This window comes from Streptomyces sp. NPDC026417 (assembly GCF_055567695.1).
Genome location: NZ_JBVHPY010000020.1, coordinates 71,471 through 96,343, shown reverse-complemented (window position 1 = coordinate 96,343; position 24,873 = coordinate 71,471). Strand labels below are relative to the sequence as shown.

General features: G+C 72.2%; 26 protein-coding genes and 1 pseudogene. 13 read left to right on the top strand and 14 right to left on the bottom strand.

Annotated features, from left to right (window positions below; all coding sequences use genetic code 11):
* Positions 1-45: 45 nt before the first annotated feature.
* Both ACZ4NT_RS28425 and ACZ4NT_RS28420 read left to right on the top strand, forming a co-directional pair.
* Complete coding sequence (locus tag ACZ4NT_RS28425; RefSeq protein ID WP_467728170.1) at positions 46-738, top strand: response regulator transcription factor; 693 nt, start codon at positions 46-48, stop codon at positions 736-738.
* Positions 735-1,838, top strand: a complete 1,104-nt coding sequence (locus ACZ4NT_RS28420) for a sensor histidine kinase (RefSeq protein ID WP_467728169.1) — start codon at positions 735-737, stop codon at positions 1,836-1,838. The genes ACZ4NT_RS28425 and ACZ4NT_RS28420 overlap by 4 nt, the downstream gene beginning before the upstream one ends.
* Before the next feature lie 207 nt (positions 1,839-2,045).
* Here the strand turns inward: ACZ4NT_RS28420 and ACZ4NT_RS28415 are convergent, their stop codons facing one another.
* On the bottom strand, positions 2,046-3,002 hold the full coding sequence (locus tag ACZ4NT_RS28415; RefSeq protein WP_467728168.1) for a right-handed parallel beta-helix repeat-containing protein: 957 nt from the start codon (positions 3,000-3,002) through the stop codon (positions 2,046-2,048).
* 360 nt (positions 3,003-3,362) lie between these two features.
* On the opposite strand from ACZ4NT_RS28415, the gene ACZ4NT_RS28410 reads away from it, so the two are divergent.
* The gene (locus ACZ4NT_RS28410; protein WP_467728167.1) at positions 3,363-4,169 is read left to right on the top strand and encodes a maleylpyruvate isomerase family mycothiol-dependent enzyme; all 807 of its coding nucleotides are present in this window, start codon (positions 3,363-3,365) and stop codon (positions 4,167-4,169) included.
* Positions 4,170-4,193: 24 nt separating this feature from the next.
* Here ACZ4NT_RS28410 and ACZ4NT_RS28405 read toward each other — a convergent pair whose 3' ends face one another.
* Complete coding sequence (locus ACZ4NT_RS28405; protein WP_121408976.1) at positions 4,194-5,417, bottom strand: saccharopine dehydrogenase C-terminal domain-containing protein; 1,224 nt, start codon at positions 5,415-5,417, stop codon at positions 4,194-4,196.
* A 118-nt stretch (positions 5,418-5,535) separates the two neighbouring features.
* On the opposite strand from ACZ4NT_RS28405, the gene ACZ4NT_RS28400 reads away from it, so the two are divergent.
* Both ACZ4NT_RS28400 and ACZ4NT_RS28395 read left to right on the top strand, forming a co-directional pair.
* Entirely contained in the window at positions 5,536-6,264 is a 729-nt protein-coding gene (locus ACZ4NT_RS28400) for a TetR/AcrR family transcriptional regulator (protein WP_467728166.1), read from the top strand.
* A 188-nt stretch (positions 6,265-6,452) separates the two neighbouring features.
* Entirely contained in the window at positions 6,453-7,016 is a 564-nt protein-coding gene (locus ACZ4NT_RS28395; RefSeq protein WP_467728165.1) for a GNAT family N-acetyltransferase, read from the top strand.
* Positions 7,017-7,367: 351 nt separating this feature from the next.
* Here the strand turns inward: ACZ4NT_RS28395 and ACZ4NT_RS28390 are convergent, their stop codons facing one another.
* On the bottom strand, positions 7,368-7,889 hold the full coding sequence (locus ACZ4NT_RS28390) for a peptidoglycan-binding domain-containing protein (RefSeq protein WP_467728164.1): 522 nt from the start codon (positions 7,887-7,889) through the stop codon (positions 7,368-7,370).
* Positions 7,890-8,049: 160 nt separating this feature from the next.
* Here ACZ4NT_RS28390 and ACZ4NT_RS28385 point away from each other — a divergent pair, with 160 nt between their 5' ends.
* Positions 8,050-9,204 carry a sensor histidine kinase gene (locus ACZ4NT_RS28385; protein ID WP_467728163.1) on the top strand — a complete coding sequence of 385 codons (1,155 nt, stop codon included), beginning with the start codon at positions 8,050-8,052 and terminating at the stop codon, positions 9,202-9,204.
* A complete protein-coding gene (locus ACZ4NT_RS28380; protein WP_121408981.1) occupies positions 9,201-9,857 on the top strand; it encodes a response regulator transcription factor in 657 nt (218 codons plus the stop codon). Before ACZ4NT_RS28385 ends, ACZ4NT_RS28380 begins: the two co-directional genes overlap by 4 nt.
* A gap of 59 nt (positions 9,858-9,916) precedes the next feature.
* Here ACZ4NT_RS28380 and ACZ4NT_RS28375 read toward each other — a convergent pair whose 3' ends face one another.
* From ACZ4NT_RS28375 to ACZ4NT_RS28335, 9 genes are all read right to left on the bottom strand, one after another.
* Positions 9,917-10,378, bottom strand: coding sequence for an SCO4402 family protein (locus ACZ4NT_RS28375; protein WP_467728162.1), 462 nt, complete (start codon positions 10,376-10,378; stop codon positions 9,917-9,919).
* Positions 10,379-10,589: 211 nt separating this feature from the next.
* Positions 10,590-11,975, bottom strand: a complete 1,386-nt coding sequence (locus ACZ4NT_RS28370) for a hypothetical protein (protein ID WP_467728161.1) — start codon at positions 11,973-11,975, stop codon at positions 10,590-10,592.
* Between the two features lie 156 nt (positions 11,976-12,131).
* Positions 12,132-12,635 carry a hypothetical protein gene (locus ACZ4NT_RS28365; RefSeq protein WP_121408983.1) on the bottom strand — a complete coding sequence of 168 codons (504 nt, stop codon included), beginning with the start codon at positions 12,633-12,635 and terminating at the stop codon, positions 12,132-12,134.
* A complete protein-coding gene (locus ACZ4NT_RS28360; protein ID WP_121408984.1) occupies positions 12,619-13,110 on the bottom strand; it encodes an RNA polymerase sigma factor in 492 nt (163 codons plus the stop codon). The genes ACZ4NT_RS28365 and ACZ4NT_RS28360 overlap by 17 nt, the downstream gene beginning before the upstream one ends.
* 145 nt (positions 13,111-13,255) lie before the next feature.
* Positions 13,256-13,870 (bottom strand): class F sortase, encoded by a 615-nt coding sequence (locus tag ACZ4NT_RS28355; RefSeq protein WP_121408985.1) that lies wholly within the window; start codon positions 13,868-13,870, stop codon positions 13,256-13,258.
* On the bottom strand, positions 13,867-14,256 hold the full coding sequence (locus ACZ4NT_RS28350) for a sortase-dependent protein (protein ID WP_467728160.1): 390 nt from the start codon (positions 14,254-14,256) through the stop codon (positions 13,867-13,869). The genes ACZ4NT_RS28355 and ACZ4NT_RS28350 overlap by 4 nt, the downstream gene beginning before the upstream one ends.
* Before the next feature lie 289 nt (positions 14,257-14,545).
* Complete coding sequence (locus ACZ4NT_RS28345; protein WP_467728159.1) at positions 14,546-15,376, bottom strand: AfsR/SARP family transcriptional regulator; 831 nt, start codon at positions 15,374-15,376, stop codon at positions 14,546-14,548.
* Between the two features lie 531 nt (positions 15,377-15,907).
* Positions 15,908-17,638, bottom strand: a complete 1,731-nt coding sequence (locus ACZ4NT_RS28340) for a RecQ family ATP-dependent DNA helicase (protein ID WP_467728158.1) — start codon at positions 17,636-17,638, stop codon at positions 15,908-15,910.
* 206 nt (positions 17,639-17,844) lie between these two features.
* On the bottom strand, positions 17,845-18,675 hold the full coding sequence (locus ACZ4NT_RS28335) for a hypothetical protein (RefSeq protein ID WP_467728237.1): 831 nt from the start codon (positions 18,673-18,675) through the stop codon (positions 17,845-17,847).
* 172 nt (positions 18,676-18,847) lie between these two features.
* On the opposite strand from ACZ4NT_RS28335, the gene ACZ4NT_RS28330 reads away from it, so the two are divergent.
* Positions 18,848-19,255, top strand: coding sequence for a hypothetical protein (locus ACZ4NT_RS28330; RefSeq protein WP_467728236.1), 408 nt, complete (start codon positions 18,848-18,850; stop codon positions 19,253-19,255).
* Here ACZ4NT_RS28330 and ACZ4NT_RS28325 read toward each other — a convergent pair.
* Positions 19,171-19,746: pseudogene (locus tag ACZ4NT_RS28325) on the bottom strand (helix-turn-helix domain-containing protein); the annotation flags it as partial. The gene ACZ4NT_RS28330 and the pseudogene ACZ4NT_RS28325 overlap by 85 nt on opposite strands.
* Positions 19,747-20,082: 336 nt before the next feature.
* Between ACZ4NT_RS28325 and ACZ4NT_RS28320 the strand changes: the two are divergent.
* From ACZ4NT_RS28320 to gap, 5 genes are all read left to right on the top strand, one after another.
* A complete protein-coding gene (locus ACZ4NT_RS28320; RefSeq protein ID WP_121408990.1) occupies positions 20,083-20,946 on the top strand; it encodes an oxidoreductase in 864 nt (287 codons plus the stop codon).
* Positions 20,947-21,101: 155 nt separating this feature from the next.
* The gene (locus tag ACZ4NT_RS28315) at positions 21,102-21,524 is read left to right on the top strand and encodes an Hsp20/alpha crystallin family protein (RefSeq protein WP_121409473.1); all 423 of its coding nucleotides are present in this window, start codon (positions 21,102-21,104) and stop codon (positions 21,522-21,524) included.
* Positions 21,525-21,612: 88 nt separating this feature from the next.
* Positions 21,613-22,008 carry a DUF2267 domain-containing protein gene (locus tag ACZ4NT_RS28310; RefSeq protein ID WP_121408991.1) on the top strand — a complete coding sequence of 132 codons (396 nt, stop codon included), beginning with the start codon at positions 21,613-21,615 and terminating at the stop codon, positions 22,006-22,008.
* A gap of 150 nt (positions 22,009-22,158) precedes the next feature.
* Entirely contained in the window at positions 22,159-23,115 is a 957-nt protein-coding gene (locus ACZ4NT_RS28305) for a helix-turn-helix domain-containing protein (RefSeq protein ID WP_121408992.1), read from the top strand.
* Between the two features lie 108 nt (positions 23,116-23,223).
* A complete protein-coding gene (gap, locus tag ACZ4NT_RS28300) occupies positions 23,224-24,222 on the top strand; it encodes a type I glyceraldehyde-3-phosphate dehydrogenase (protein ID WP_121408993.1) in 999 nt (332 codons plus the stop codon).
* Between the two features lie 97 nt (positions 24,223-24,319).
* Here gap and ACZ4NT_RS28295 read toward each other — a convergent pair whose 3' ends face one another.
* Positions 24,320-24,679 (bottom strand): DUF6204 family protein, encoded by a 360-nt coding sequence (locus ACZ4NT_RS28295; protein WP_467728157.1) that lies wholly within the window; start codon positions 24,677-24,679, stop codon positions 24,320-24,322.
* Positions 24,680-24,873 lie beyond the last annotated feature (194 nt).

Genomic DNA, 24,873 nt, shown 5'->3' with positions numbered 1-24,873 from the left:
CCCGCGCATACGACGGCGATACGGTGCGCTGCTTAGGCTTCCGCCATGCGCGTACTGATCGTGGAGGACGAGCCCTACCTGGCCGAGGCCGTCCGTGACGGTCTGCGGCTGGAGGCGATCGCCGCGGACATCGCCGGCGACGGCGACTCGGCCCTGGAACTGCTCGCCGTCAACTCCTACGACCTCGCGGTCCTCGACCGCGACATCCCCGGCCCCTCCGGTGACGAGGTCGCACGGCGCATCGTCGCCTCCGGCAGCGGCATCCCGATCCTCATGCTCACCGCCGCCGACCGGATCGACGACAAGGCCTCCGGGTTCGGGCTCGGCGCCGACGACTACCTCACCAAACCGTTCGACCTGCGGGAGCTCGTCCTGCGGCTGAGAGCGCTCGACCGCAGACGCGCGTACGCGCGGCCGCCGGTGCGCGAGATCGCGGGTCTGCGGCTCGATCCCTTCCGCCGAGAAGTCTTCCGCGACGGGCACTACGTCGCCCTCACCCGCAAGCAGTTCGCCGTGCTGGACGTCCTCGTCGCCGCCGAGGGCGGGGTCGTCAGCGCCGAGGAGCTGCTGGAGCGGGCGTGGGACGAGAACGCCGACCCTTTCACCAACGCTGTGCGCATCACCGTCTCCGCCCTGCGCAAACGGCTGGGTGAACCGTGGATCATCGCCACCGTCCCCGGCGTCGGCTACCGCATCAACACCGGCCCTGCTGCCACCCGGCCCGGCGGGCACTCGTGAAGAGGCGCCCCGGGCACAGCGCCCGGCTCGCACTCACCCTCAGCTACGCGGGATTCCTCTTCGTCGCCGGCGTTCTCCTGCTGGCCGTCATGTGGGTGTTCGTGCTGCGCTGGCTGCCGACCGGCGACCCCCGGTCCCTGCAGGAGACCTACGGCGCCGTGATCATCGTCGGGCCCAGCCGCGCCGACCTCCTGCGCGGCTTCACCCCCGCCGCGGCCACCGCGCTGGGCTTCCTCCTCGCGTTCGGCCTCCTGGGGGGATGGATCCTCGCCGGCCGGATGCTCGCGCCCCTCACGCAGGTGACGGACGCGGCGCGGATGGTCGGGAACGGTTCGCTGTCCCATCGGATCCGCATGAAGGGCCGCCAGGACGAAATCCGTGAGCTCTCCGACGCGTTCGACTCGATGCTCGAACAGCTCGAGTCCCACGTCGCCGAGCAGCAGAGGTTCGCCGCGAACGCCTCCCACGAACTGCGCACCCCGCTGGCGATCTCGCGGACCCTCCTCGACGTCGCCCGCCAGGACCCCACCAGGGACCGGGGCGAACTCATCGAGCGCCTGCAGGCCGTCAACGCGCGGGCGATCGATCTCACCGAGGCCCTTCTGCTGCTCAGCCGCGGCGACGGCGGAGGCTTCGCCCGCGAAAGTGTCGACCTCTCCCTCCTCGCCGAAGAGGCGGCCGAGATCCTCCTGCCCCTGGCCGAACGGCGTGGGATCACGCTCGACGTCACCGGCGGGGCCGCCCGCACCCGCGGCTCCGCGGAACTCCTGCCGCGGATGGTGACCAACCTCGTCCAGAACGCCATCGTCCACAACCTCCCCGTCGGCGGCACCGTGACGGTCCACACCGAAGCGGACGGCGACACCGTCGTGCTGCGGGTCGAGAACACGGGCCGCCGGCTCTCACCGGACCTGGTGCCGACCCTCACCGAGCCCTTCCAGCGCGGAACGGAACGCGCGCGTACGGACGAACACGCCGGCATCGGCCTCGGTCTGGCGATCGTGCACAGCATCGTCCGCGCCCACGACGGGACCCTCGGCCTCGTCGCCCGCCCGGCCGGCGGTCTGCTCGTCACGGTCCGGCTTCCCGGCACGCCGTAGGCACGCGTCCGAGTTCCGGTCGCGGCGGATGCGTGGGTCGTGGGGTGAGCGCGGCCGGAGGCCGGCGGCACGGGACCCGATCGGCGGTTCGAGGGGTCCCGGTACCGCGCCCGAACGGCCGCCGGGGCGAACCGAGCCGGAAGGGAACCGGCCCGGCTCGGCCCGGCGACGGGGTGAGCAGATCCTCCGGCCGATGCGCGATCCCTCTCAGGGCGTGACCGTGATGTTGGTGAGGCCCCTCCCTCCGGTCACCGTGTTCGACGCGTACACCGTCGTCCGGCAACCGGCGCTGAGATTGGTCACGTTGATCGCCAGTTGTTTGTCGCCCGTCGCGCCGGCCAGGTTCGAGGTGTTGCCCCGGAACACCGTGCCGCAGCCCCAGCCGGGCTGCTGGGTGTGGGTCTCGTAGCCGTTGTTCGTCGTGGACGTGCCCCTGTTGTTCTCCACGACCACGTCGTTGCCCTTCACGTCGACCCAGGAGTCGTCGTAGTTGGCGCCGGTGAGACCGCTGCCGTCGAAGACGTTGCCCGTGATGCGTGCGCCGGTCGTCCCCTCCTTGATGTCGACGTTCTCTCCGCCCACGTCCGGACCGATGGTGTTGCCGGTGATCTGGATGCGGTCGCTGCGGTCGGCGGTTCCGCCCGCCGTGCCGACATAGACGCCCTCCCCCATTCCGCGGCCGTCGTTGCCGGTGTCGTAGATCGTCGAGTTCCTGATCACGCCGTCCGTGCTGGAGTTGCGGAAGTGCACGCCCTCCATGTCGAGGTCGTGGACGGTGACCGTGTCGACGACGACGCCCTGCGCCGAGTCGACCATGATGCCCTTCTGGCCTCCGGTGACGGTGACGCCACGGACGGTCCAGTACGAGGCTCCGTTGAGATGCAGGCCGTACCCCCCGCTCGCCGCCAGGACGGCCCGCGCCGAGCCGGTGAGCGTGATCCTGGACGCCGGACCGCCGTCGAGAGTGGTCTTGAAGTTGCCCGTGTACGTGCCGTCCGCGAGGTGGATGGTGTCTCCGGGGGACGCCGAGGTGAGCGCCGATTTCAGCTGGGCCGCAGTGGTGACCTCGATGACCTGCGCCGCCTCGGCCGAGGGGGCGGCGAGCGTCATCGAGCCGGCGGTCGCGGCGAGCAGGGGCAGGAAGAGCGTGCGTCGCATACGCATGTGGGGGTGACCTTCCCGTCGGTTCGGAACAGAGAGGTTCTGGTACATGAACAGCGGGCGCCCACATGAACGTACGAGCGCCGCATGCCCGCGTCAAGGTCTGGACCAGTTCCGGTCGACGGGGAAATGGCATGCCAACCGCCTCGGTCCTGGCGGAGATCATGAGCTGACCCCTGTGCCTTCGCGACGGCCGTACTTCCCAACGCCCGCGCGACCTCCGACAACTGGGCGCCGCGACCACGGAGTTCTGACCCGGGCGGCGCCGTCCCGGCGCTCACAACGCCCGGTCCCTGCCGCCGTGCGCATGCCGTCGGCGGAGGTGCCTCGTAGCCTGGATCCAGGGGGCCGAGGAGGTGCCGTATGGCAACGCCCACCGCTGTCGCCGCCAAGGACATACCCCGGACTTCGGCAGCCCGGGCGCGCACGGTCAACGAGGCGGAGATTCGAGCCTCGCTGGCGACGATGAACGCGCTGGACGCCGAGGCGTGGTCGAGGCCGACCGCGTGCACCGGCTGGACCGTCCGGGACATGGTCGCCCACGAGGTCGGCCAGTTCGAGGAGCTGCCCAAGCCCTGGCTCATGATCACGCGCGTGCGGCGGGCCCGCCGCACGCACCCCGGTATGGGTCCGCTCGACGGACACAACGAGAGCCAGATCGAAGATCGCCAAGGGGCCTCGGAGGAGCGTCTGGTCGCGGACTTCGCCCGCATCGCCCCGAAGGGCGTGCACTCACTGGGCCGCATGCCTGCTCCGGTGCTGCGCCGGATCCGTACGAGCATGATCTTCCCGGAGGCGAAGGCACTCCCCGAGGACACCATGGAGTACCTCAACAGCGTCCTCATCGCCCGCGACACCTGGATGCACCGCATCGACATCAGCGACGCCACCGGTGCCGAACCGTCCCTGGACGGCCACGACAGCGAGATCATGCGCCAGGTGGTGCTGGATCTGGCGCTGGGCTGGACCGGCCCGTCCTGCCTGCTCGACCTTTCGGGCCCGGCCGGCGGGCGCTACCGGCTCGGCAGCGGTCCACCCGTGGCCACCCTGCGCGCCGATGCCTTGGACTTCGCCCGCCACGTCTCGGGGCGGCCCACGCGGGGTGAGCTGCTGGTCGAGGGCGACGGGGAGGCCGCGGCGGCCCTCAAGGCGGCCCGGGTCGTCTTCTGAGCACCGCGACCCCAAGCGCCTGCGTCAGCGCTCCTCGCGCAGCCCCCACGGAGACCCGTAGGCGCCGAGCAGGTCGAGGAACGGGCGCGGCGGCAGCGCCTCGGGCCCGAGGACGCCCCGGGCCTTCCACTGGCCACCGGCGATCAATTCGAGTGCGATCACCGGGTTGAGCGCGGTCTGCCAGACGACGGCCTGGGAGCCGTACTCCCGCATCGTCCATTCGTTGTCGACGACGTGGTAGAGGTACACCTCGCGTGCCACCCCGTCCTTGGTCCCCTTGACCCAGGTGCCCGCGCAGGTCTTGCCCTTCATCCGGTCGCCCAGTGTGGCCGGGTCGGGCAGACACGCGGCCACCACGTCCCGCGGCGAGACCTGGACCGGCCCGTCCGCGCCCGGGACGGTGACCTTGGCCGTGGAGTCGAGTCCCAGGGCGTGGAGGGTCTTCAGCTTGGCGATGAAGTCGTCGCCGAGGCCGTACTTGAACGTCACGCGGCGGGCGTCCACCCAGCGGGGCATGAGGAGCACCTCCTCGTGCTCGACGTTCACGCACTCCACCGGGCCGATGCCCTCCGGGAAGTCGAACACCTCCGGCTCGCTGAACGGCGCCGTGGTGAACCAGCCCCGGCCCTTCTCGTAGACGACGGGCGGATTCAGGCACTCCTCGATGGTGGTCCAGATACTGAAGGAGGGAGCGAAGTCGTAGCCCTCCACGGTGAGGTTCGCGCCGTCACGGACGCCGAGTTCGTCGATCTCGTCGAAGAGTTCGTCGGCCGCGTACCGGGCGAACACGTCCGACAGGCCGGGCTCCACACCCATGCCGACCAGAGCCAGCCGGTCGGCGTCCGCCCAGGCCTCCGCCAGGGCGAACTGCTCGTCGCCGAGTTTCACCCCGCACTCCTCGTAGGGGGCGGTCGGGTGCGGCGCGGACAACGACATCGCCATGTCGACATAGTGCACACCCGCGGCGAGAGCCGCGTCGAACAGGGGCATCACGAAGCGCGGGTCGGTCGCGTTCAGCAGCACGTCGCAGCGCTCCTCCTCGAGGAACCGGCGCACCGCCGCCTCGTCGGAGGCGTCCAGGCGGTGCGCGCTGAACCGGCCCTGCCGGTCGCCGAGCGCAGCCACGGCCGCCTCGGCGCGGGTCACGTCGTAGTCGGCGACGGCCATGTGGGTCAGGAAGTCGCGGCGCGCCGCGATCCGGGTGACGGCGGTTCCGACGCCGCCCGCACCCACGAGAAGTACACGCATGTCACACACCACTTTCGTCGAGACGGTCCCGGCGAGCACCCGGGGACGACTCGATGCAACACGATCCCCGCGGCTAAGGTCTACGGCGTTGGCATAAGGCGTTCCCGGGGAGAAGACGATGCCCAAGAAGGTGGTCCAGGAAGCGGAACGGCGCAGGCGACGGCCCACCCGCCAGGGCACCGTGGTGTCGGAGAAGCTGATCGTGCAGACGGCGCTGCGCATCCTGCGCGAGCACGGAAGCGCCGGTCTGACCGCGCGCCGGCTGGGCGCCGCCCTCGGGGCCGACCCGAGCACCCTCTACCGCTACTTCGCGGGCCTCGACGGCCTCACCCGGGCCATCGGCGAGGAGCTGATGGGGCGGGCCCTCGACAGCTGGACAGCCACCGGGACGTGGCGTTCCGACCTGCACGCCCTGGGTCTGGCCATCCACTCCTCCTACCTGGCCCACCCGCAGGCCGCCGTGCTGACCGCCAGCCGCGTCACCGGCCGCCCGCGGGAGATCGAGGTGGACGAGACGATCCTCGGCATCCTCCGCACCGCGGGCTTCGGGGACGCGGACGCCGTCGGCATCTACCACGCGTTCATCGACCTGGCCCTGGCCTTCGCCGCTCTGGACGCAGGCGCGCTGACCATCAAGGACGAGGTCCGGGAAGCGGACGAGGACATGTGGACCTCCACCTATGCCCGGCTGCCCGCCGCGACCCACCCGCACATCGCCGCCACCGCACACCTGCTGGCGGACCGGATGAACCGCAGTGCCTATCCGGTCGTGCTGGACACGCTGCTGCACAGGGCGGAGGCACGGCTGCTGGTCGCGACGCAGGGCAGGACCACCGGTACGGAGTGAAGCCCGAGCCCCGACCCCGGAACACCTGGTGAGCGGGAGTGCACGCCGCTGCCGGGGAACGGCGGGGGCCTCGGCTCCCTCCAGTCGGCGGGCTCGTGCGACAGGGACAGCGGATCAGCGCGTTCCTTGCCCCACCCGGGCGCCTGCCGGCCCGTGAGATCGACGAACCTCTGTGCGAAGATCGCGCGGTGAACGATCTTCGCTTCCGTCTCGCCGACGACACGGACTCGGATGCCCTCGTGCGGCTGCGCGACGACGCGGCCCGCTGGATGCTCGCCCGGGGCGTCACCGGTCAGTGGCAGCCCGGTGAACTGGACGCGGACCACTTCCGCCGGGTCATCGGGAACGGCGAGGTGTGGCTCGCGGAGACCGCCGGCCGTCTCGTCGGGGCCTGGGAGCTGTGGTGGGAGGACGAGGACGCCTGGGGACCACAGCCGCCCACGGCGGGCTATGTGCACCGGCTCATGGTGGCCCACGGCAGGGTGCCGCCGGGGACGGGACGGCGGCTGTTGCGCGCCGCCGAACACCGCGTTGCCGAGGCGGGCCGGCCCTTGGTGCGCCTGGACTGCCTGTCGGACAACCTCCGCCTCACCGCCTACTACCTCGAAGCCGGCTATCGGGTGGTCGGACGCAAGGCCGGCAAACCGCAGCCGGGCGGAGCACCCAAGTCGTTCACGCTCCTGGAGAGGTCCTCCACGGCCGGAGGGGAACACCTCGGGGACTCGCGTCGCACGCCTGCGCCGGGCCGGTAGGCCCGCGGCCGTTCCGGGGCCCGGCTTGTCCGCTGACATCGCCCGCCCGACGGCGACGTCCGGGGTGGCCGCTCGCTGCGCCGCCGATGAGGGCCTGCCGCGGTGCTCGTGCCCAAGGGCGGCGGGGCGGCCGTTTCGGCCCGTGATCGGCGGGCGGGCCCGCGCCGCGTACCCCCGTGCCGCGGAGCGGGCCCGCCCGGCCGCGGACGGCCGGGCGACACCCCTGGAGTGCTCACCCCCACTTGGGTCAACTCACGTTGCATCGAAGGCGGTTGAGCGTGCCTCACCCCGCTCGGGAGTGATGGGCCGCTTCGCGAAGGCCGGCGTGCCGCGTCGCCGGCTCACGCCGTGTCAGTCGATGCAGCGCCACGTCTGGGTGCCGATGATGCCATCGTCGTCGATGCCGCACTCTCGCTGGAGCGCGACGGTCGCGTTGTAGGTGTCCCGGCCGAAGATGCCGTCGATCGCGACGGGGCGACCCCACTTGCCGAGCTTGCACTGGGCGTGGCGTACGGCATTTCCGGTACTGCCCCACCGAAGGGTGGGGTGGTTCTGGCTCCAGCCTTCCGAGCAGTAGTCCGCCGCGACCCGGGCGGGGGCCGTGGTGACCGCTTGGGCCACGCCCGGGGTCCCCAGCGCGCCCAGCGTCGCCAGGGACAGGGCGGAGACCGCCCCGGCGAATTTACGGGTGATGGTCATGGTCTTCTCCTGATGCTCGTCGTGATCGGGACGTCCACCGGTGTCGCGCGGAGCCACCCGCTCGCGGGCGGGCAAGACGCTCTGTCCCGCGGACCGCGGCGCACGCCAGGTGTGCGGGCCGACGATGCCGTCGACGGTGACGGGACGGACGCGGTGCCGGTGGTCCTCCGGCACCCCGTGATGACAGAACGTACGGTCCGTCCGGTGCGACGCGCGTCCCATGAGGGGTTGAACTTCCGCGCAGACCAGTGCCGTAGCCGCCCGGTTCCTGCAACTTCCGCGGTACCGCGAGGGTTTGACGACCGTCCGATGGGCGCTGCCCTACGCTGCTGCGATGCGGATCCGCCCCCTGGCAGTCGACGCGCTGATCGCTGCGGCGCTGACCGGCGTGGCCCTGCTGCTGGGACCGGAGGCCGCGCGTCAGGGGCAGAGGCCGCTCGATGCGGCCGCCTATGCGCTGGTGATTCTGGTCCATCTGCCCCTGGTGCTCCGCGGCCGGGCCCCGGTCCTGGTCTGCTGCCTCGTCCACGCGACCTTGCTGGCGTACATCACCGCCGGCTACTGGCCCGTGGTGTGCAGCTTCGGACCCATGCTCGCCGTGTACACCGTCGCCTCCCTGCGGGCGCCACGCGTCTCGGTCCCCTGCGCCGCGCTGATGGGCGGGGTGTGGATCTACGCGGGCGCGCTGAGTGACACGGTCTCCTGGCCCTCCGTGGTCGGGCAGGCCGTGGTCTATCCGGCGGTGCTGTGGCGGTTCGGTGTGGTCGCCCGCCGCTCCGCCGAGCTGACCCGGCAGCTGCGCCGGGAACAGGCCGAGCGGGCCCGTGGCGAGGTGGCCGAGGAACGCGGCCGGATCGCCCGCGAACTGCACGATGTGGTCGCCCACCACATGACCGTCATCTCCGTGCACACCGGTCTCGCCCGGTTCGTCTTCGACACCGACCGCCGGACCGCCCGCAGCGCACTCGACACCATCGACGCCACCGGCAAGGAGGCCCTCGAAGAGCTGCGCCGCATGCTCATGGTGCTGCGCGCCGGGGACGACGGCGGCGCCCCGGCCGGCCCGATGCCCGGCCTGGCCCGCCTCCAGGAGACGGCCGAACGCGTCCGCGCCGGCGGAGTCCCGGTCGCCGTCACCGTCGAGGGCACGCCGCGGCCGCTCGCCCCCGGCGTGGAGCTGTGCGCCTACCGAGTGGTGCAGGAAGCACTCACCAACGTGCTGAAGCACGCGCCCGGCGCGCAGGCGGAGGTACGGCTGAGGTACGAGCCGCACCAGGTGACGGTTTCGGTCACGGACGACGGAGAGGGGGTGAATCCGGACAGAGTACGGAGCGACGGCGGGCACGGCTTGCTTGGCATGCGCGAGCGGGCCAAGCTCTACGGCGGGCAGATCAGCATCGGCCCGCGGGAGCAGGGGGGCTTCGCCGTACGGCTGGTCCTGCCCACCTCCGCGCGCACGGCAGGGCGGGGGGACGGCGCCACCACATGACCAACGTGCTCGTCGTGGACGACCAGTTCCTCATCCGTGCCGGGCTGGTGGGCCTGCTGCGCGCCGCACCCGGCATCGAGGTGGTCGGCGAGGCGAGCGACGGCTCGGAGGCCGTGGCGCTGGCCGCCGAGACGGCCCCCGACGTGATCCTGATGGACGTCCGGATGCCCGGCATGAACGGCATCGAGGCCACCGAACGCATCCTCGCGCAGGCTTCCGAACCCCCGCCCCGAGTCCTGGTGCTGACCACCTTCGACCTCGACGAGTACGTGTACGGGGCGCTGCGTGCCGGGGCCTCCGGATTCCTGCTCAAGGACTCCGGTCCGGAACGGCTGCTCGCCGCGGTGGTCGCCGTCGCCGGTGGGGACGCGCTCTTCGCGCCCAGCGTCACCCGCCGCCTGGTCGAGGCGTACGCCCGCCGGACCGCGTGCGAACGGCCCGCCGATCTGGACGGGTTGACCTCCCGCGAACTGGAGGTCCTCGGGCTGATCGCACGGGGCCTGTCCAACCCGGAGATCGCCGACCTCCTCTGCATCAGCGAGGCGACCGTCAAGACCCACCTGAACCGCACGATGACCAAGCTGGACCTGGACAGCAGGGCCCAAGCGGTGGTGGTGGCGTACGAGTCGGGGCTCGTGATCCCGGGCGGGTGACGCGCGCGTACGTCCTCCACGTTACGGACACCGTTGCGGCCCCGGCCCGGCGGATGCGGTCAGGGACCGGCGGGCCGGTCTTCCGTCGCGGGCTCGACCGGCTCGGTGCCGACCCGGCGGGAGCCGGCGTCGTGCAGTCCTGTGAGCGCCGCGTGATCGTTGGACACCAGGACCTGGGCCAGCCGGGCGGCCGTGGCGAGTACGGCCGACCATCCGGGTGAGTCCAGGTAGGCCTCGTCGCGGGCAGCGGGACCGACCGAGTCCTGTACCGCACTGTAGGCGGCGCCGAGGCGTGCCATCAGCTCGACTTCCTCCTCGCTGCACAGGGACTGTCCCAGCCAGGGCATCGGGTCGTCGGCGTCGCAGAAGTCGTCGAAGAGCACGTGCACGACGTGGTCGAGGTCCTCGAACCGATCCGGGTCGAGCCATACCTCTCGCTGCCATGCCGGGCTGGCGAGCGCCACGACCGCGGGCACGACATGGAGACGGTAGTGGGGCAGGGCGATCCCGTGATCGATCACCGACCAAGAGTACGCAGTCAAGGTTCGGCGAGGCACTTGCCGCCCGGCGGCCGGGAGGGGCCGGTGTGCGGGCCGCGGAGCGCTCCGGGGGATCCGGTGCCGTTCCCGCCATGCCGTCCGGGCCGGCACTCCCGGTCGCTCCGGACCCGCGGAACAGGGGAACGAGCCGCACGGCACGGGAGCCGCGCGGCCAGGGGGCGGCCCGTCGTTCTCAGCCCAGGGTGAACCAGGTGCTGCGGGACTTCTGCCACTCCGGGTGGCCGAGGTCCTTGGCGGCGGCGCCGTCCCCGTACAAGTCGGCGTCCCCGTCGTCGGTGACCAGTTGGACGCGCGCGCCGGGCTGCGCGAGGTCCGGCACGGCCGCGATGGCCTCCCAGCCGCCCGCGTCCGACGTCGGCAGGTCCAGCACCTTCACCGGCCGGTGCCCGGTCACTCCGTCCCAGGAGTAGAGCGCGTACGGGTCGCTGTTGTCGTCCGCCGCCCAGGAACCCGCCAGGATGAGGTACTGGTTCAGCGCGTTGCGCCGGATGTCACGGATCGACAGGCCGTCCAGGTCCAGCTGGATGGGCGTGCCGAAGACCGCCCCGCTGCCCTTGACCACCTTGTCGAAGTTGGTGACCGGCACGATCAGGGCGTTGCCGTCGGACTGCGGGGGCACCACCGGCGCGCGGAAGCCGACGTAGGCGGTGGTGGTGCTGCCCGGCGCGAACTCCAGGCCCTCCACGTTGAAGCCGTCGACCGCCTTGGGCACCGATCCGTCGGCGGTGCCGTCCGCGAAGCCGAAGCGGTCCCCGTTGTCCTCGTCCCACGCCACCAGATCGTCACGGAGGCCGTGGTACGCGCTGCCGAAGGTCAGCGACGTGGTGGCGCCGGACCCGGAGAGCGTCGTGGTGAAGACCGTGTTCCGGTCGGCCCGGTACTCGCCGTCCTTGTTGTTGCCGAGGGAACCCGTCCAGTAGACGGTGTTGCCGACCAGGGTGCCGCCCTCGATGTCGGCCTCCTTGTCCGCGTCGAGTGCGGAGTCGAGGCTCCAGGTCTTCAACGGAGCTCCGGAGACGGCCCCGTTGTAGAGCCGCAGGGTGTTGTCCTCGTCGTTGGCGACGAGCAGGTGGCCTCCGCCGACGTCCACCACGGCCGAGGCGTCGCTCGCGCCGGTCAGGTAGCGGGCGTCCGCGGAGTGCTGGACGGCCGGCGAGGCGGCGTAGTGGAGTGTGGTCGTCGCGGTCTTCCCGCCGAGGCCGGTGACCTTGAGAGTGAGGTCGGTGTACCCCTGGGCGTGCGCGGTGACGCCGAGCGTGCGCGTGCCGCCGGTCCCCGTGACGGCGATGTCGCCGGTGCCCGCGACGGACGACTTGGTGGTCTTCGACGCGGTCACGGTCAGGGCGGAGGCGTCGGCCCCGCTCTGCGCGACGGTCACGGCGACGGTCGGATCGGCCGTGGCCCCGACCGCTCCGGACAGGTACGCGGAGGAGAGTCTGATGGTCGGCGTCCCGTAGCTCACGGCGTGGGCGGGTGCCGCGGCCGCGAGTGACGACAGCAGCGCCGTCGCCACGGCCAGCGTGGTCCCACGGGCGTACGACGGGGAGGGAAAGCGCACGGTCGGTGCCTTTCGTCGGTCGGCTCGACGCATCCGGCCACGGCGGCCGATGCCGTCGAGAAGGCTGTAGCCGGCGCCGCAACGTGCGGCTACGGCCAGGAGTCGCGGCGACGAACAGCAGCCGACGGATGATCTTCGTAGGGATCCGGGGACGGTTCACGGCGGGTCGGCGGACGTGGGCGTGGCCCGTGCTCGGGGCAGACCCCTGGACGGTGTGGCCGAGGAGGGTGCGGGGGTCGGCCTGGCGGTCGGCCGGGCGGTCGGTGTGGGCACGGCCGAGGGGCCGCGGGTGGGAGCCGCACCGGTCCGCCCGCCGTCACTCGGAGTGGGGTCGGCCGGGCCGCGTGAGGTCTCCGGGGACGGGACGGCCGCGGGGCTGCTCGCGGGCGGAGGGGCGAGCGGGACCGTCGGGGACTCGTGCCGTTGCGAGGCGGTCGTGCCCAGCGGCAGCACCACGACGGCTGCGACGCCCGCGACCGCACAGGACAGGCCGACGCCTACGGCGGTGCGCCGCAGCTTGCGGCGGGAGGCGCCGCGGCGGATCGCCTCGAACCGTCCGGGGGGCGGGCTCAGATAGTCGGGAGAGGGCCGCAGAAGGACGGCGAGCGGGTCGTCCGGCTCGAACTCCGGTTCTGCGCCGTCGTCATGACGTGTGATCAAGGCTTCTCCCCAGGTGGGCACGGAGCAGTTCGCGGGCCGCGTGCAGGTCGGCCTTGATGGTTCCTTCCTTGCGTCCGGTCAGCACGGACACCTCCCGGATGGACATGTCCGCGTAGTAGTGCAGCAGGATCGGGACGCGCAGGCGTTCCGGCAGCGACTGTACGAGCAGCCGTACGGAAGGGTCGCTCTGTTCGCTGTGCGGACGGATCACGGCCTCGGTCGTGACGCGCCGCACGGCTCTGCGTTCCCGCTCGGCCTTGCGCCAGTGGTCGCGGACGAGGTTGGCCGCGGTCACGTAGAGGAAGCCGCGCGGTTCCTCCACGGACGTCCAGCGGGCCCAGAGGCGGGTGAAGGCCTCGGAGGCGATCTCGTGGGCCGTGCCGTCGTCGTCGACCAGCCGGCGGCACCAGCCGGCCAGTCGCGGGTAGAGGGCAGCGAACAGCTCGGACGCTGCCGTGTCGCGGGACCGTTTCAACGCTCTCCATGGTCGGGGCCGCGCGGGCGTCGCGCGGTGTCGTGAGGAAGGAGTCCGGGCGGACGGCGTACGTTCCGTCCGCCCGGGATCCTTCGGTGGAGTCAGGGATTGTCCGTGCGGCGGAAGAGCTCCTTTCCTGCCGGTCTCAGGGGGTGGCTCCGCTCAGCGCGGCGAAGACGATGACGTTGTCGCGGTAGCCGTCGCCGGTCCGGGGGCCGCCGCACGTGATGAGACGCAACTCGGGGCGGTCCACGTCGCCGTAGACGTCCTGCGCCGGGAACTCGGCCTTGGCGACCGTCCGCACGGATCTCACGGCGAACCTCGCGGCGGTGCCGTTCTCCAGGACGGCGGTGATCGCATCGCCCGGCCGCAGTCGGTCCAGGTGGCGAAAGACGCCGTCCCCGTGCGCGCCGACCGTCACATGGCCGAGGATCACCGACGGCCCGACCTGCCCCGGCGTCGGCGAGTGCCGGTACCAGCCCGCTCGGTCGTGTGCCGTGACGGGCGGTACCTGCACACGGCCGTCCGGGGCGAGACCCAGCCGTACGACGGGTGTGTCCACCGAGATGGCCGGGATCCGCAGTGTGACCGGGACCGAACGCCCAAGGGGCTGCGGTGTGTTCGCGCCGGCATCGGACGACGGCTGCCGTGGATGTCCACGGGGACGCGCGGGTCCGGTCGGGCCGTCCTCGCCGCCACAGCCCACGAGCAGCGAGCCCAGTACGGCAGCGGTGAAGGCCCGTCTGGCGAGTGGGGTCATCCCCGGGTGGTCCGGCGGCGGCGCAGCACGAGAACCATCCCTCCGCCCAGGGCGGCCGCGGCCGCGGCACCGCCGCCGACGACCGCTCCCCCGTTTCCGGTGCCGTCGGACGAGGACGCCACACCCGTGTCGGGCGCTCCCTTCGGAATGCGGCCGACCTGCCCCGTTGCCGGGGCGCGGGTCGGCTCCGCGCTCGGGGCCGGGGCCCGGGTCGGCACCGCGCTCGGAGCCGGGGCACCGGGTGTGGGCGTGGCGGCGTCCGTCGGGCGTGCCGTGGGGGCGGTGGGGGCCGGGCTCGGGGTCGCGCCGTCGGCGAACGCCGGTATCGCGCCCGCCAGTACGGCGGTGCACGCAAGTGTCATGGTTCCCAGGGCGGTTCGGCGCATGAGTCGCTCTCCTTCTTCCGTTCGCCCGTCCGGAGGCGGCGGGCTGGATACAGATCGAGCGGAGAGACGAGGCAGCGGCGGACCGGGTTGTAAAGAGACGGCAAAGCCGCACCGGCAGGGCACCTGCGCCGGCGGGCGAGCGCGCGGCCGGACGGAACCGCCCCCGGCGCCGCACATCCGCCCCGGCCTCCGTACGCGTTCCGGGCGAACCGGGAACGGGCGGTGGGTCGGGGCGGTGTGTGACGCCGGGGGCCGGATCGCGGGAGCAGCCGAGGGAGCGGGGCTGGGTTCAGCCGAGCCGGGCGGCCAGTCGCCCGTTCCCGGTACCCGCATGACCGGCGGGGACCGCCTCCGGCTGCGCCATCAGGATCGAACGCTGAAGCCGGCTCAGCTGCGCGGAGGGCTCAAGGCCCAGTTCGGAGACCAGCGTGGTGCGCAGGCGCTGATAGACACTGAGCGCCTCACCGCGCCGTCCGGAGCGGTGCAGGGCGAGCATGAACTGGCCGTGCAGGCTCTCGTGCATCCGATGCCGGCTCACCAGGACGGTCAGCTCCGACAGCAGTTCGCGGTGGCGGCCCAGTCGCAGATCGGCCTCGATGCGCTGATCCAGCGCACAGAGCCGGCTCTCCTCCAGACGCTTGGCCTCCATGGCGACCTGGCTGCCCGCCTGCACGTCGCCGAGTGCGGGACCGCTCCACAGGGACAGCGCGTCCGCGAGCCGGCGGGCGGCCGCGCTGTAGTCCTCGCCGTCCATCGCACGGTAGCCCGCACCCGCCCGGCGCTCGAACTCCCGGTAGTCCACGTTGCCGCCGCGCGTCTGCAGTGCGTAGCCGCCCGGCAGGGTCGCCAGGACGTCCTTCGCGCTCAGGCGCTGCTCCCCGCCCGCCGACAGGGCCTGGGCGATCAGCTCGCGCAGGTGCAGCACGTACGTCTGCAGGGTGGTACGGGCGCTGCGCGGCGGAGCAGCCCCCCACAACTCCTCCGTCAGCGAGGCCACCGGGACCACCTGATCGGCGTGCAGTGCGAGCAGAGCCAGCACCTGCCGCGGCTTGGGAGCCGTCGGGGCTATGGGCAACCCGTTCTCCGTCACCGACAACGCGCCCAGCACCTGTACGTCCATGATCTCTCCCCCATACCTGGCACACCCGGCGCACCCGGCATACCTCAGCTCCGCTGACAACCCCGACGGCCGGCCTGCGAGGGTTCCGCTGCCGCAACCCGATCGCGTTGCAACCCGACCACTTGATAAAAAAACAGCGCAGTCGGTTTGTCAACAGGAGGCCGTCACCAGCCAGTCCTCCCCCGTCTCAAATCGGCCACTTACCTTCGCGCAACGAACAGACGAAGTCGCATAAATAGGGACGAATCTCGGGCGGAGAACCGCCAAACCGCGCCACGACACCCGTCCAACCTGGGAAGACAGTGCTGTCGAGAGATGGCCGGTGATAGTTGGCGAACCTCCGCCCCGGTCGAGCGGCACCAGCCGGGGCCATCCGGGAACCCTAAAAACAAACCACACGGTTCGTAGAGGAGGCGTGGCGGCCAACTCCGCCGGTACGGGGATGTCCGAACCTGCTCCAGCCCGCTCGCAGCGCGGCTGCGAGCCGGGCGAAGGACCCGGGCCGGGTGGGCCCGGCGACGGCGAGGTGTGTCAGCCCGCCGTGGCGGCGGACGGCACCGGCGTCAGCAGGCCTCGCTCCTGGACCGCCGGGAGGGACAGGGTCCGATAGCCGACGCTCTCGAAGAGAACCGTGATCCGGTCCCCCTCCTCGTGCATCACCTCGCCCTCACCCCACGTGCTGTGCCCCACCCGCATTCCGGGCGGGAAGGCGCCGGCGGCCGCCACGGGTTCCAGCGGATCGGGACCGGTACCGGAGAGGACGTCTCCCGTCCGGGCAGGGGCTTCCTTCAGCTCCTGCGCACGGGTGCAGGTGTCGCAGCCCGCGCAGTCGCCGTCCGCCAGACTCTCGCCGAAGTAGCCGAGCATGTGGCGCCGACGGCAGCCGTTCGTCTCCGCGTACGCCCGCATCATCTCCACCCGGGAACGCTCCAGGTCGACACGGGCGGCGGCGATCCGCACGGCCTCGCCGACGCAGACGTCGCGCCGGGCACCGGGCACGGCACGCACGCCGCCGCGCTTCTCCGCCGCCACGGCTCCGGCCTCCTCCAGCAGGTGGAGCATCGATGTCAGGGGGGTCTGGGACAGCCCGGTGCGTTCACGCAGAGCGGTCGCCTTGACCGGCCCCCGCTGCTCGCGCACCGCGTCGATGAGCCCGCCCAGCACCTCAGGGTCGGGCTGGGCGCCCGTACGGAATCGCTGCACTCCGAGATCCTCGGGCCGGTAGGCGAGGATCGCCGTCGACGGCTGCCCGTCACGTCCGGCCCGGCCGATCTCCTGGTAGTAGGTGTCGAGGGAACCCGGCACCGATGCGTGCAGCACGAAGCGGATGTTCGGCTTGTCGATGCCCATGCCGAAGGCGGAGGTGGCGACCACCACGTCGAGTTCACCGTCGCGGAAGCGGTCGTGCGTCCGGGAGCGCTCGGCCGCCGGGAGGCCGGCGTGGTAGGCGGCGCTGTCGAATCCCAGGGCCGACAGCTCCTGCGCGTACTCCTCCGCCTCCCGCCGCGTCCCCGTGTACACGATGCCCGGTTTGGCCTCGGCCGCGGCCCGTTCCACCACCCATCGGCGCTTCGCCGCGTTCTCCCGGTGCCGCACCACCTCCAGGGTGATGTTGCGGCGATCGAACCCCGCGACCACCTCGCGCGGTTCGTGCATGCCGAGCCGCTCCACGATGTCCGCCCGCACGGGGGCCGCCGCGCTGGCGGTGAGGGCGAGGAGCGGAGGCCGGCCGATGCGTTCGCGCACACGGCCGAGGGACAGGTAGTCGGGCCGGAAGTCGTATCCCCAGGAGGACACGCAGTGCGCCTCGTCGACCACCATCAGCGCGGGTGCGGCCGCGGCGATCTGCTCCACCACCTCGTCCTTCGCGAGCTGCTCGGGCGAGACGAACAGGAAGTCCAGACTGCCTTCGCGTACGCGCTCCCACACGGCCTCGTTGTCACGGGCACGCTGCGCGGAGTTGACGGCCGAGGCGCCGGATCCCTCGATGCGGGCGAGGTTGGCGACCTGGTCCCGCTGGAGCGCTATCAGGGGCGAGACCACGACGGTCGGCCCCTCCAGCAGCACACCCGGCACCTGGTACACGGCGGACTTCCCCGCGCCCGTCGGCATCACGACGATGGTGTCGCGGCCCTCCATCACGGCCGTCATGGCCTCGAGTTGGGACGGGCGCAGGCTCTCCCAGCCGAACACCTCCCGGGCGCAGCGCTGCAGGCGTCTTCTGAGTGACCTGGCCTTGAAGTATCCGACCTTGACACGCATGGCACTCCTGACGCCGTTCTCAGTGGGTTCGGCGCCCGTGTACCCCCGACACGACGAAAAACGAGCCGCCCGCGAGGCGTTGTCACTTCGTGTCCCGGTGCGGCCCCCGCGCCGCGGGCGACGTCCGCCGGGGCGGGCCACGGCCACTCGACGCCGCGTGGCGCACCCCGGCCGCCGACCGGCCGGGCCGGTGCCGGTGGATCCGCTCAGTCCGTGAGGGGCGTCCAGCCGCCGCGCGCGTACCAGTAGCGGGGCAGGCCCTTGGTGCCGCTCGTCCGGAACGGGACGCCGTGGTCGTCGATGCGCTCGGTGCCGGTGCGGCCCTGCGAGGACCAGTCGAGCTCCAGATACCAGCGGCAGTCGCAGCCGACGGTGCGGGCGTCGACCAGCAGCACCTCGGGGTCCTTCGCGGACACCCGGTACGGCATGCGCATCGGAGGCGTGCTCGTGCCCCGGTCGTTTCCCGCGACCGGGCGGGCGATCGGCCGGTCCTTGTCCAGGTCGACGGCGAACGAGCGGGGTTCCATGTCGCTGCCGCAGCCCTGCCCGGTGGCGTAGACGGTGCCCTTCACCGGATCGGACCGTCCCACGACGCGGACGCGCAGCGCCTCCAGGACGACAGCCGTGTCCGTGCGCCCCTGCACGGAGATGTCCACGAGGGTCTGGCCGCCGTGCACCGCGCCCTGGGTACGAGCCCAGGTGAAGGCGTCCTGCGGGGCCGGGGGCGGCGGGACCTGCTCGGGCGCCTTGTCGATGACGTAGTCGTGATGGCAACCGGACTCCCAGAGCTGGGAGTTCATGGTCCAGGCGAGAGGGGCGACGGCGGAGCGGGCCGTGGTCGACGGACCCGGCGAGCCCTTGCCCGTGGCGGGCGCCCCGGACGAGGGCGTCGCGGAGACTGTGCCGCGCCCGGCCGAAGGGGACGCGGAGGGCGTCGTGGTGCCATGCCGTGCGTCCGTTCCCGACGCCGGTGTCGGACGGCCGGACGCCCGGTCGCCGTCCTCGCCCGCGGAGTTCCCCGAGGACAGGGCGGCCATGCTTCCCAACGTGGCGAGGAGCACCGTGACGACGGCACCGGTGACGGCGAACCGCTGCCTGTTGCGGGGCTTTCGACCGCCGGTGGACGGCACTTGAGCCCGCCGGAATGAGGGGCGGGGGCGGCGGCCCGGATCCGGCGCGGGGACCGGCGGAGGTGCCTGCGCCGACCGCATGGGGTTCGGCTCACGAGCCGGCACGGACGGCGCGGAGATCGGCTCAGTGGTCTGTGACGACGGTGCCGGCCCGGACGCGGGGGCGGGTGCCGAGGCCGACGCGGATACTGAGGCCGACTCGGACGCCGACCCCGACTCGGCCGCCTGGGCCGACTCGGACGCCGACGCCGACCGGGATGCCGATGGCGGTGCCGATGACGGCGTGCCCCCTGCCGTCCGGGACCGCCGGCGTGCCGCCACCGCCAGGATCCACCACCGGTGCAGCTCGACCCGTTCGTCCGGGCTCGCCCCGCACATCGCGGCGAACCGCTCCACGGGCGCGAAGTCGAGCGGCACGGCCTCCCCCGCGCAGTACCGGTGCAGCGTCGAGGCGTTCATGTTCAGCCGGCGCGCGAGGGCGCCGTAACTGCGGTCCGTGCGCGCCTTCAGGCGCCGCAGCAGCGCCGCGAACTCCTCCACGTCGTCCTGAGATGGCAACGGATCTCCCAGCCTCGCGTCCTGGGCGGAATCCCAGGCACTCCCGCATATGGGGAGGTCGGAAGATCCGGGACGGTTCCACCGTCGCGGCTCGAGTGCGGTGAGCGGTCCCCGTGGCAGGGGTCCGCCGCCGCTCAGGGGTTCGCCGGAGCGACCCTCCGTACGGCCGAGCACCTCGTCAGAAGGCGCCCGGATCCCACGACAGGTCCTCGACGACCCTTTCCAGTGGCTCCGCGGCTTCGGCTCGGCGTGGCCGGCACGGCGGCCGGTACCAATGGCTCCGGCACGCGGTCGGCTCCCGCACCCTCGGAGACGACCGACGCCCTTCCGTCCTCCTCGATGCGGATCAGGCGGGCCAGGAGCAGTTCGGCGGCGCCGGCCCGGTCCGCGCCGCGTCCGCCGGCGGCCGCGGCGACCCATTGGGTACGGGTCGATGTCCCCCGGGTGCAGCCGCGCGACCGCGGCCCGGTCGGCCCGGTCACGCATCCGCCCTGCACGCCGAGCACCGCGTACACCCCGCAGCCTGCCGTCAACCCGGCTCCGAAGAGCTCCGGTTGACTCATGGCCGACTCACTCGGGGCACGAGGGCGGGCGCGTGGCGACCGGCGGAGCGGGCCCCTCGTCGGCGTTCCCGTGGCGCGGCGTATCCATGTGCGCGGCACCGCCGGGTCCGTGTGCGTGATGCCCCTGCATTCACCCCGCCGCCCGGCGGGCGGAGCCGGATGAGGACCGCGCCGCTCCCCTAGGGTGAATCGCGTGACAACGCAACGATGGGAACTGGGCGGCGACTTGAGCGTCGCGAGGATCGGGTACGGCACGATGAAGCTGACCGGTTGGCCGCGGGGTGACCGGCCGAGCCGGGAAACCGCTCTGGCCGTCCTGCGCAGGGCCGTGGACCTCGGGGTGAACCACATCGACACCTCGCACTACTACGCGCGTGACGGTGTGGCGGCCAACGGACTGATCCGTGAGGCCCTGCACCCCTACCCCGACGACCTGGTGATCGTGACCAAGGTGGGGGCCCTGGTCGAGGGCTCCGACATCGCCCTGCCCGATGCGGAGAAGACCGGTCTCACCTCGGGCAATCTGCGCCGTGCCGTCGAGGCGAACCTGCGCACGCTCGGCCTGGACCGGCTGGACGTGGTCAACCTGCGGCTGGGTGACCTGGACCGGACCGGGACTTCTCTGGCCGGACCCCTGGAAGCGCTCCTCGCCCTGCGCGAGGAGGGTCTGATCCGCCATCTCGGGGTCTCCAACGTCACGGCGGCGGAGCTCGCCGAGGCCCGCGGGATCGCACCCATCGCCTGCGTCCAGAACCTCTACAACCTGGCACGGCGCGACGACGATCCGATCATCGACGCCTGCGCGGAAGCGGGCATCGCCTACGTGCCCTTCTTCCCCGTCGGGGGCTTCCAGCCGATCACGGCCCACCGCCTCGACGCCGTCGCCGCCCGCCACGATGCGACCGCCCCGCAGGTCGCCCTCGCCTGGCTGCTCGCCCGGTCGCCGAACATCCTGCCCATTCCCGGCACCGGATCCCCGGCTCACCTGGAGGAGAACATCGCCGCTGCCGCCCTGAGGTTGAGCCCAGCGGACCTCTCCGAGCTCGATCAGAGCTGAACGGGCACACGCGGCCTGCCGGACCGTACCCCTTTGCGAGGACCCTGACCAGCATGTTCAGCGGACCTGAGTCGAGGCTTGTCAAGTTTACTGCTGCGGTGTATATAGATGGTGTCGTCATGCGCATCACGTCTTCAGGAGAGGAGTGAGTGATGATGCTCATGCGGACGGACCCCTTCCGTGAGCTGGACCGCCTCACCCAGCAGGTGCTGAGCACCGCGGCGAGGCCGGCGGCCCTGCCGATGGACGCCTTCCGCGACGGGGACACCTTCGTCGTCGAACTGGACCTGCCCGGCGTGGACCCCGAATCGATCGACCTGGACGTCGAGCGCAACGTGCTGACCGTCAAGGCCGAACGCCGCCCGAGCGCGGGCGAGGACAGCGAGGTCCTGGTCTCCGAGCGCCCCGCCGGAGCCTTCAGCCGTCAGCTCTTCCTGGGCGAGACCCTGGACACCGAGCGCATCGACGCCGCCTACGAGGCAGGCGTGCTGCGGCTGCGGATCCCCGTGGCCGAGCAGGCAAAGCCCCGCAAGATCGCGATCAGCGGGAGCGACACCCGCAAGCAGATCAGCGGCTGAACCGGCAGCGACGGGCGGGACCCGGTACGCGGGGGCTGCCGCACCCGGCAGCCCCCCCACCACGGCGACACCAGGTCGGGAGGACATCATGCGCAGGGACTGGCTCGCTTTCCTGTCCGCGGTACGGGAACGCGGCGAATACCCCACGCGGGAAGAGGCCGAACGCGCCTCGCGCGTCGTCCTCGCCCTGCTGGGTGCACACCTGGTGGGCGAGGTGCGCGGCCAACTGGCCGCCCGGCTCCCCGAGACGCTGGCACTCGTCCTGCTCAATCCGCTGCAGGCACATGAACCGCTCTCTCCGGAGCGCTTCGTCCGCGCGACCGCCGCGTGGATCGACGGCGCGACCGAGAAGACCGCGACCTGGGACGTGGGCGCCGTCCTCAGCGTCGTGTCCGACATCGCGGGCGAGGACCTGATGGAGCAAGTCCTCCTCCAACTCCCGGTGGGCTACGGCCCTTTGTTCGGCCACCCCGAACCCGTCTGACCGTCACGGCCCCCGACCTGAACCACCCGCGCCGGTCCGTCCGCCCCAGGGCGAGCCACTCCGCGCCAGGGCGGCCACGCCGACCCGCGGCGGGCCACGCCGAGGCCGGCCGGGCCGGACTGCCCGGCCGGCCTCTCGTACGCTTGCCCCGTGCCAGCCTCCCGCCTGCAACGCGTCGCCGTTCTCGTGCTCGAAGGTGCGAAACCGCTCGACGTGGGCATCCCCGCCCAGGTGTTCACGACCCGCGCGAGCATGCCGTACGAGGTCCGGGTGTGCGGCGCGGCACCGGGGCTGGTGACCGGCGGTGACGGCCTGTCGTACTCCGTCGCGCACGGCCTGGAGGCCCTGGAGTGGGCCGACATCGTCTTCGTGCCCGGCTACCGCTTTCCGGACCGGGACGACCCGCCGGGAGCCGTCCTGGAAGCGCTGGTCGCGGCGCACGCCCGGGGCGCGCGGCTCGCCGCCATCTCGACCGGCGCCTTCGCGCTCGCCGCCACGGGTCTCCTCGACGGCAAACGCGCCACGACGCACTGGCACTACACGCGGGCCCTGCAGGCGAAGCGTCCCCTCGTCCAGGTCGACGAGAACGTGCTGTTCGTGGACGAGGGGAGCATGCTGACCTCCGCCGGCGCCGCCTCGGGCATCGACCTGTGCCTGCACATCCTGCGCGGCGACCTGGGCGTGGCCGCCTCGAACCACGCGGCACGCCGCCTGGTCGCGGCCCCCTACCGCAGCGGTGGCCAGGCGCAGTACGTGCCGCGCAGTGTGCCCGAGCCACTCGGAGAGCGGTTCGCCGCCACTCGTGAGTGGGCCCTGCACCGGCTGGACGACCCGCTCACCCTCACCACCCTCGCCCGGCATGCCGGAGTCTCACCGCGTACCCTCTCGCGGCGCTTCGTCGAGGACACCGGCTACACGCCGATGCAGTGGGTCATGCGCGCCCGGATCGACATGGCCCGCGAACTGCTCGAACGGTCCCAGCGAAGCGTCGAGCAGATCGCCGCCGACGTCGGTCTCGGGACCGCGGTCAATCTGCGGCTGCACTTCCAGCGCATCCTCGGGACCACGCCGAGTCAGTACCGGCGGACCTTCGCGCAGGGCGACTGACGTCCCCGCCGTCCCGCTGGCGCGATCCTTTCGGATCGTGGCACTCACGCCACTGCCACGCGCGGGCCCGCCGAGTGAGTCTTGTGGCGACCCGAAAGGACACCTCTCATGACTCGCATCGCCATCAACGGATTCGGCCGTATCGGACGCAATGTGCTGCGCGCACTCCTGGAGCGCGACAGCGATCTCGAGATCGTCGCCGTCAACGACCTCACGGAGCCCGCCACCCTCGCGCGGCTGCTCGCCTACGACACCACGGCGGGCCGGCTCGGCCGCCCCGTGACCACCGACGGGGACACCCTCGTCGTCGACGGACGCCGGATCACCGTCCTCGCCGAGCGCGAACCGGCGAAGCTGCCGTGGGCCGAGCTCGGCGTCGACATCGTGCTGGAGGCGACCGGCCGCTTCACCTCCGCCGCGGCCGCCGGCGCCCACCTCACCGCGGGCGCCAGGAAGGTCCTGGTCAGCGCGCCGTCGGACGGTGCGGACGTCACCCTCGCGTACGGCGTCAACACCGACGCCTACGACCCGGCCGCGCACACGATCGTCTCGAACGCCTCGTGTACGACCAACGCGCTCGCGCCCCTGGCCGCGGTGCTCGACGAACTCGCCGGCATCGAACACGGCTTCATGACCACGGTGCACGCCTACACGCAGGAGCAGAACCTGCAGGACGGGCCGCACCGCGACGCCCGCCGCGCCCGCGCCGCCGCGGCCAACATCGTGCCGACCACGACGGGTGCCGCCAAGGCGATCGGACACGTGCTGCCCGCCCTCGACGGAAAGCTGTCCGGCGACTCCATCCGCGTACCGGTCGCGGTGGGCTCGATCGTCGAACTCAACACGACCGTCGCCCGCGACGTGACACGCGACGACGTGCTGGCCGCGTACCGCGCCGCCGCCGGCGGCCCCCTGGCCGGCATCCTGGAGTACTCCGACGACCCGCTGGTGTCGTCCGACATCACCGGCAACCCGGCGTCGTCGATCTTCGACTCGGCCCTCACCCGCGTCGACGGACGTCACATCAAGGTGGTCGCCTGGTACGACAACGAATGGGGCTTCTCGAACCGCGTGATCGACACGCTCGAACTCCTCGCCGGCCGCTGACGGGTCCCGCAAGCCGCACCCGGCGGCGGCGTGCCGGGACGAGAGCCGCGCGATGCCGGCACCGCTGTCGGCCGGTGCTCCGCCGGGGCGCCCCGCGTCACCCGTGCCGCTGGGCGGCGGCGCGGCGCTGCCGCTTGCCGAGCGGTGCCTGGGAGAGGTCCTCGGCACTGCTCCTGAGGTTCTTGTAGCCGTAGCCGCGCTCGGCCAGCCACGTCCCGGCCGCCGCCTCGGCACGTTCGGCCGCTTCGAGGATGTCCTCCTCCGCGTCCCCCGAGTCCTGGAAACGGAACGTGAAGGCGGACCGCGCGGCCAGGTCGTAACTCAGGTGCCCCTCGGGGGTGAAGGTCGCCCGCAGGACGTCGTGCTCGGCGGCACGGGCCAGGAGCTCGGCCCGCTGGTCACCGGTGAGTCCGTCGAAGACACCGCGGACGGTGATACGGAACGTACGCGTACTCATCCCGCGACCGTATCCGGCGGGCCCGGTGCCGCTCCACCGCATTTCTCGCGGCCCGGACGGGGCGGCCGAGGCCGCCCCTCTTCCCGTACGGCGGGCCGTTCCCCCTCCGACAGCGCAGGCCACCGGCCCGTGGGGCGGGCACAAAGGGGAGAATGCAGGGAAGGAGGCATCCGAGAAGCGGGAGCAAAGGGGAA

Excerpts from the sequence above, each read along its gene's own strand:
- ACZ4NT_RS28340 (WP_467728158.1), bottom strand. The coding sequence starts at position 17,638 with ATGCGTGTCAAGGTCGGATACTTCAAGGCCAGGTCACTCAGAAGACGC.
- gap (WP_121408993.1), top strand. The coding sequence starts at position 23,224 with ATGACTCGCATCGCCATCAACGGATTCGGCCGTATCGGACGCAATGTG.
- ACZ4NT_RS28405 (WP_121408976.1), bottom strand. The coding sequence starts at position 5,417 with ATGCGTGTACTTCTCGTGGGTGCGGGCGGCGTCGGAACCGCCGTCACC.
- ACZ4NT_RS28425 (WP_467728170.1), top strand. The coding sequence starts at position 46 with ATGCGCGTACTGATCGTGGAGGACGAGCCCTACCTGGCCGAGGCCGTC.
- ACZ4NT_RS28350 (WP_467728160.1), bottom strand. The coding sequence starts at position 14,256 with ATGCGCCGAACCGCCCTGGGAACCATGACACTTGCGTGCACCGCCGTA.
- ACZ4NT_RS28415 (WP_467728168.1), bottom strand. The coding sequence starts at position 3,002 with ATGCGTATGCGACGCACGCTCTTCCTGCCCCTGCTCGCCGCGACCGCC.
- ACZ4NT_RS28310 (WP_121408991.1), top strand. The coding sequence starts at position 21,613 with ATGCGCAGGGACTGGCTCGCTTTCCTGTCCGCGGTACGGGAACGCGGC.
- ACZ4NT_RS28410 (WP_467728167.1), top strand. The coding sequence starts at position 3,363 with ATGGCAACGCCCACCGCTGTCGCCGCCAAGGACATACCCCGGACTTCG.
- ACZ4NT_RS28345 (WP_467728159.1), bottom strand. The coding sequence starts at position 15,376 with ATGGACGTACAGGTGCTGGGCGCGTTGTCGGTGACGGAGAACGGGTTG.
- ACZ4NT_RS28380 (WP_121408981.1), top strand. The coding sequence starts at position 9,201 with ATGACCAACGTGCTCGTCGTGGACGACCAGTTCCTCATCCGTGCCGGG.
- ACZ4NT_RS28295 (WP_467728157.1), bottom strand. The coding sequence starts at position 24,679 with ATGAGTACGCGTACGTTCCGTATCACCGTCCGCGGTGTCTTCGACGGA.
- ACZ4NT_RS28330 (WP_467728236.1), top strand. The coding sequence starts at position 18,848 with ATGGGGTTCGGCTCACGAGCCGGCACGGACGGCGCGGAGATCGGCTCA.
- ACZ4NT_RS28335 (WP_467728237.1), bottom strand. The coding sequence starts at position 18,675 with ATGGCCGCCCTGTCCTCGGGGAACTCCGCGGGCGAGGACGGCGACCGG.
- ACZ4NT_RS28315 (WP_121409473.1), top strand. The coding sequence starts at position 21,102 with ATGCTCATGCGGACGGACCCCTTCCGTGAGCTGGACCGCCTCACCCAG.
- ACZ4NT_RS28355 (WP_121408985.1), bottom strand. The coding sequence starts at position 13,870 with ATGACCCCACTCGCCAGACGGGCCTTCACCGCTGCCGTACTGGGCTCG.
- ACZ4NT_RS28385 (WP_467728163.1), top strand. The coding sequence starts at position 8,050 with ATGCGGATCCGCCCCCTGGCAGTCGACGCGCTGATCGCTGCGGCGCTG.
- ACZ4NT_RS28400 (WP_467728166.1), top strand. The coding sequence starts at position 5,536 with ATGCCCAAGAAGGTGGTCCAGGAAGCGGAACGGCGCAGGCGACGGCCC.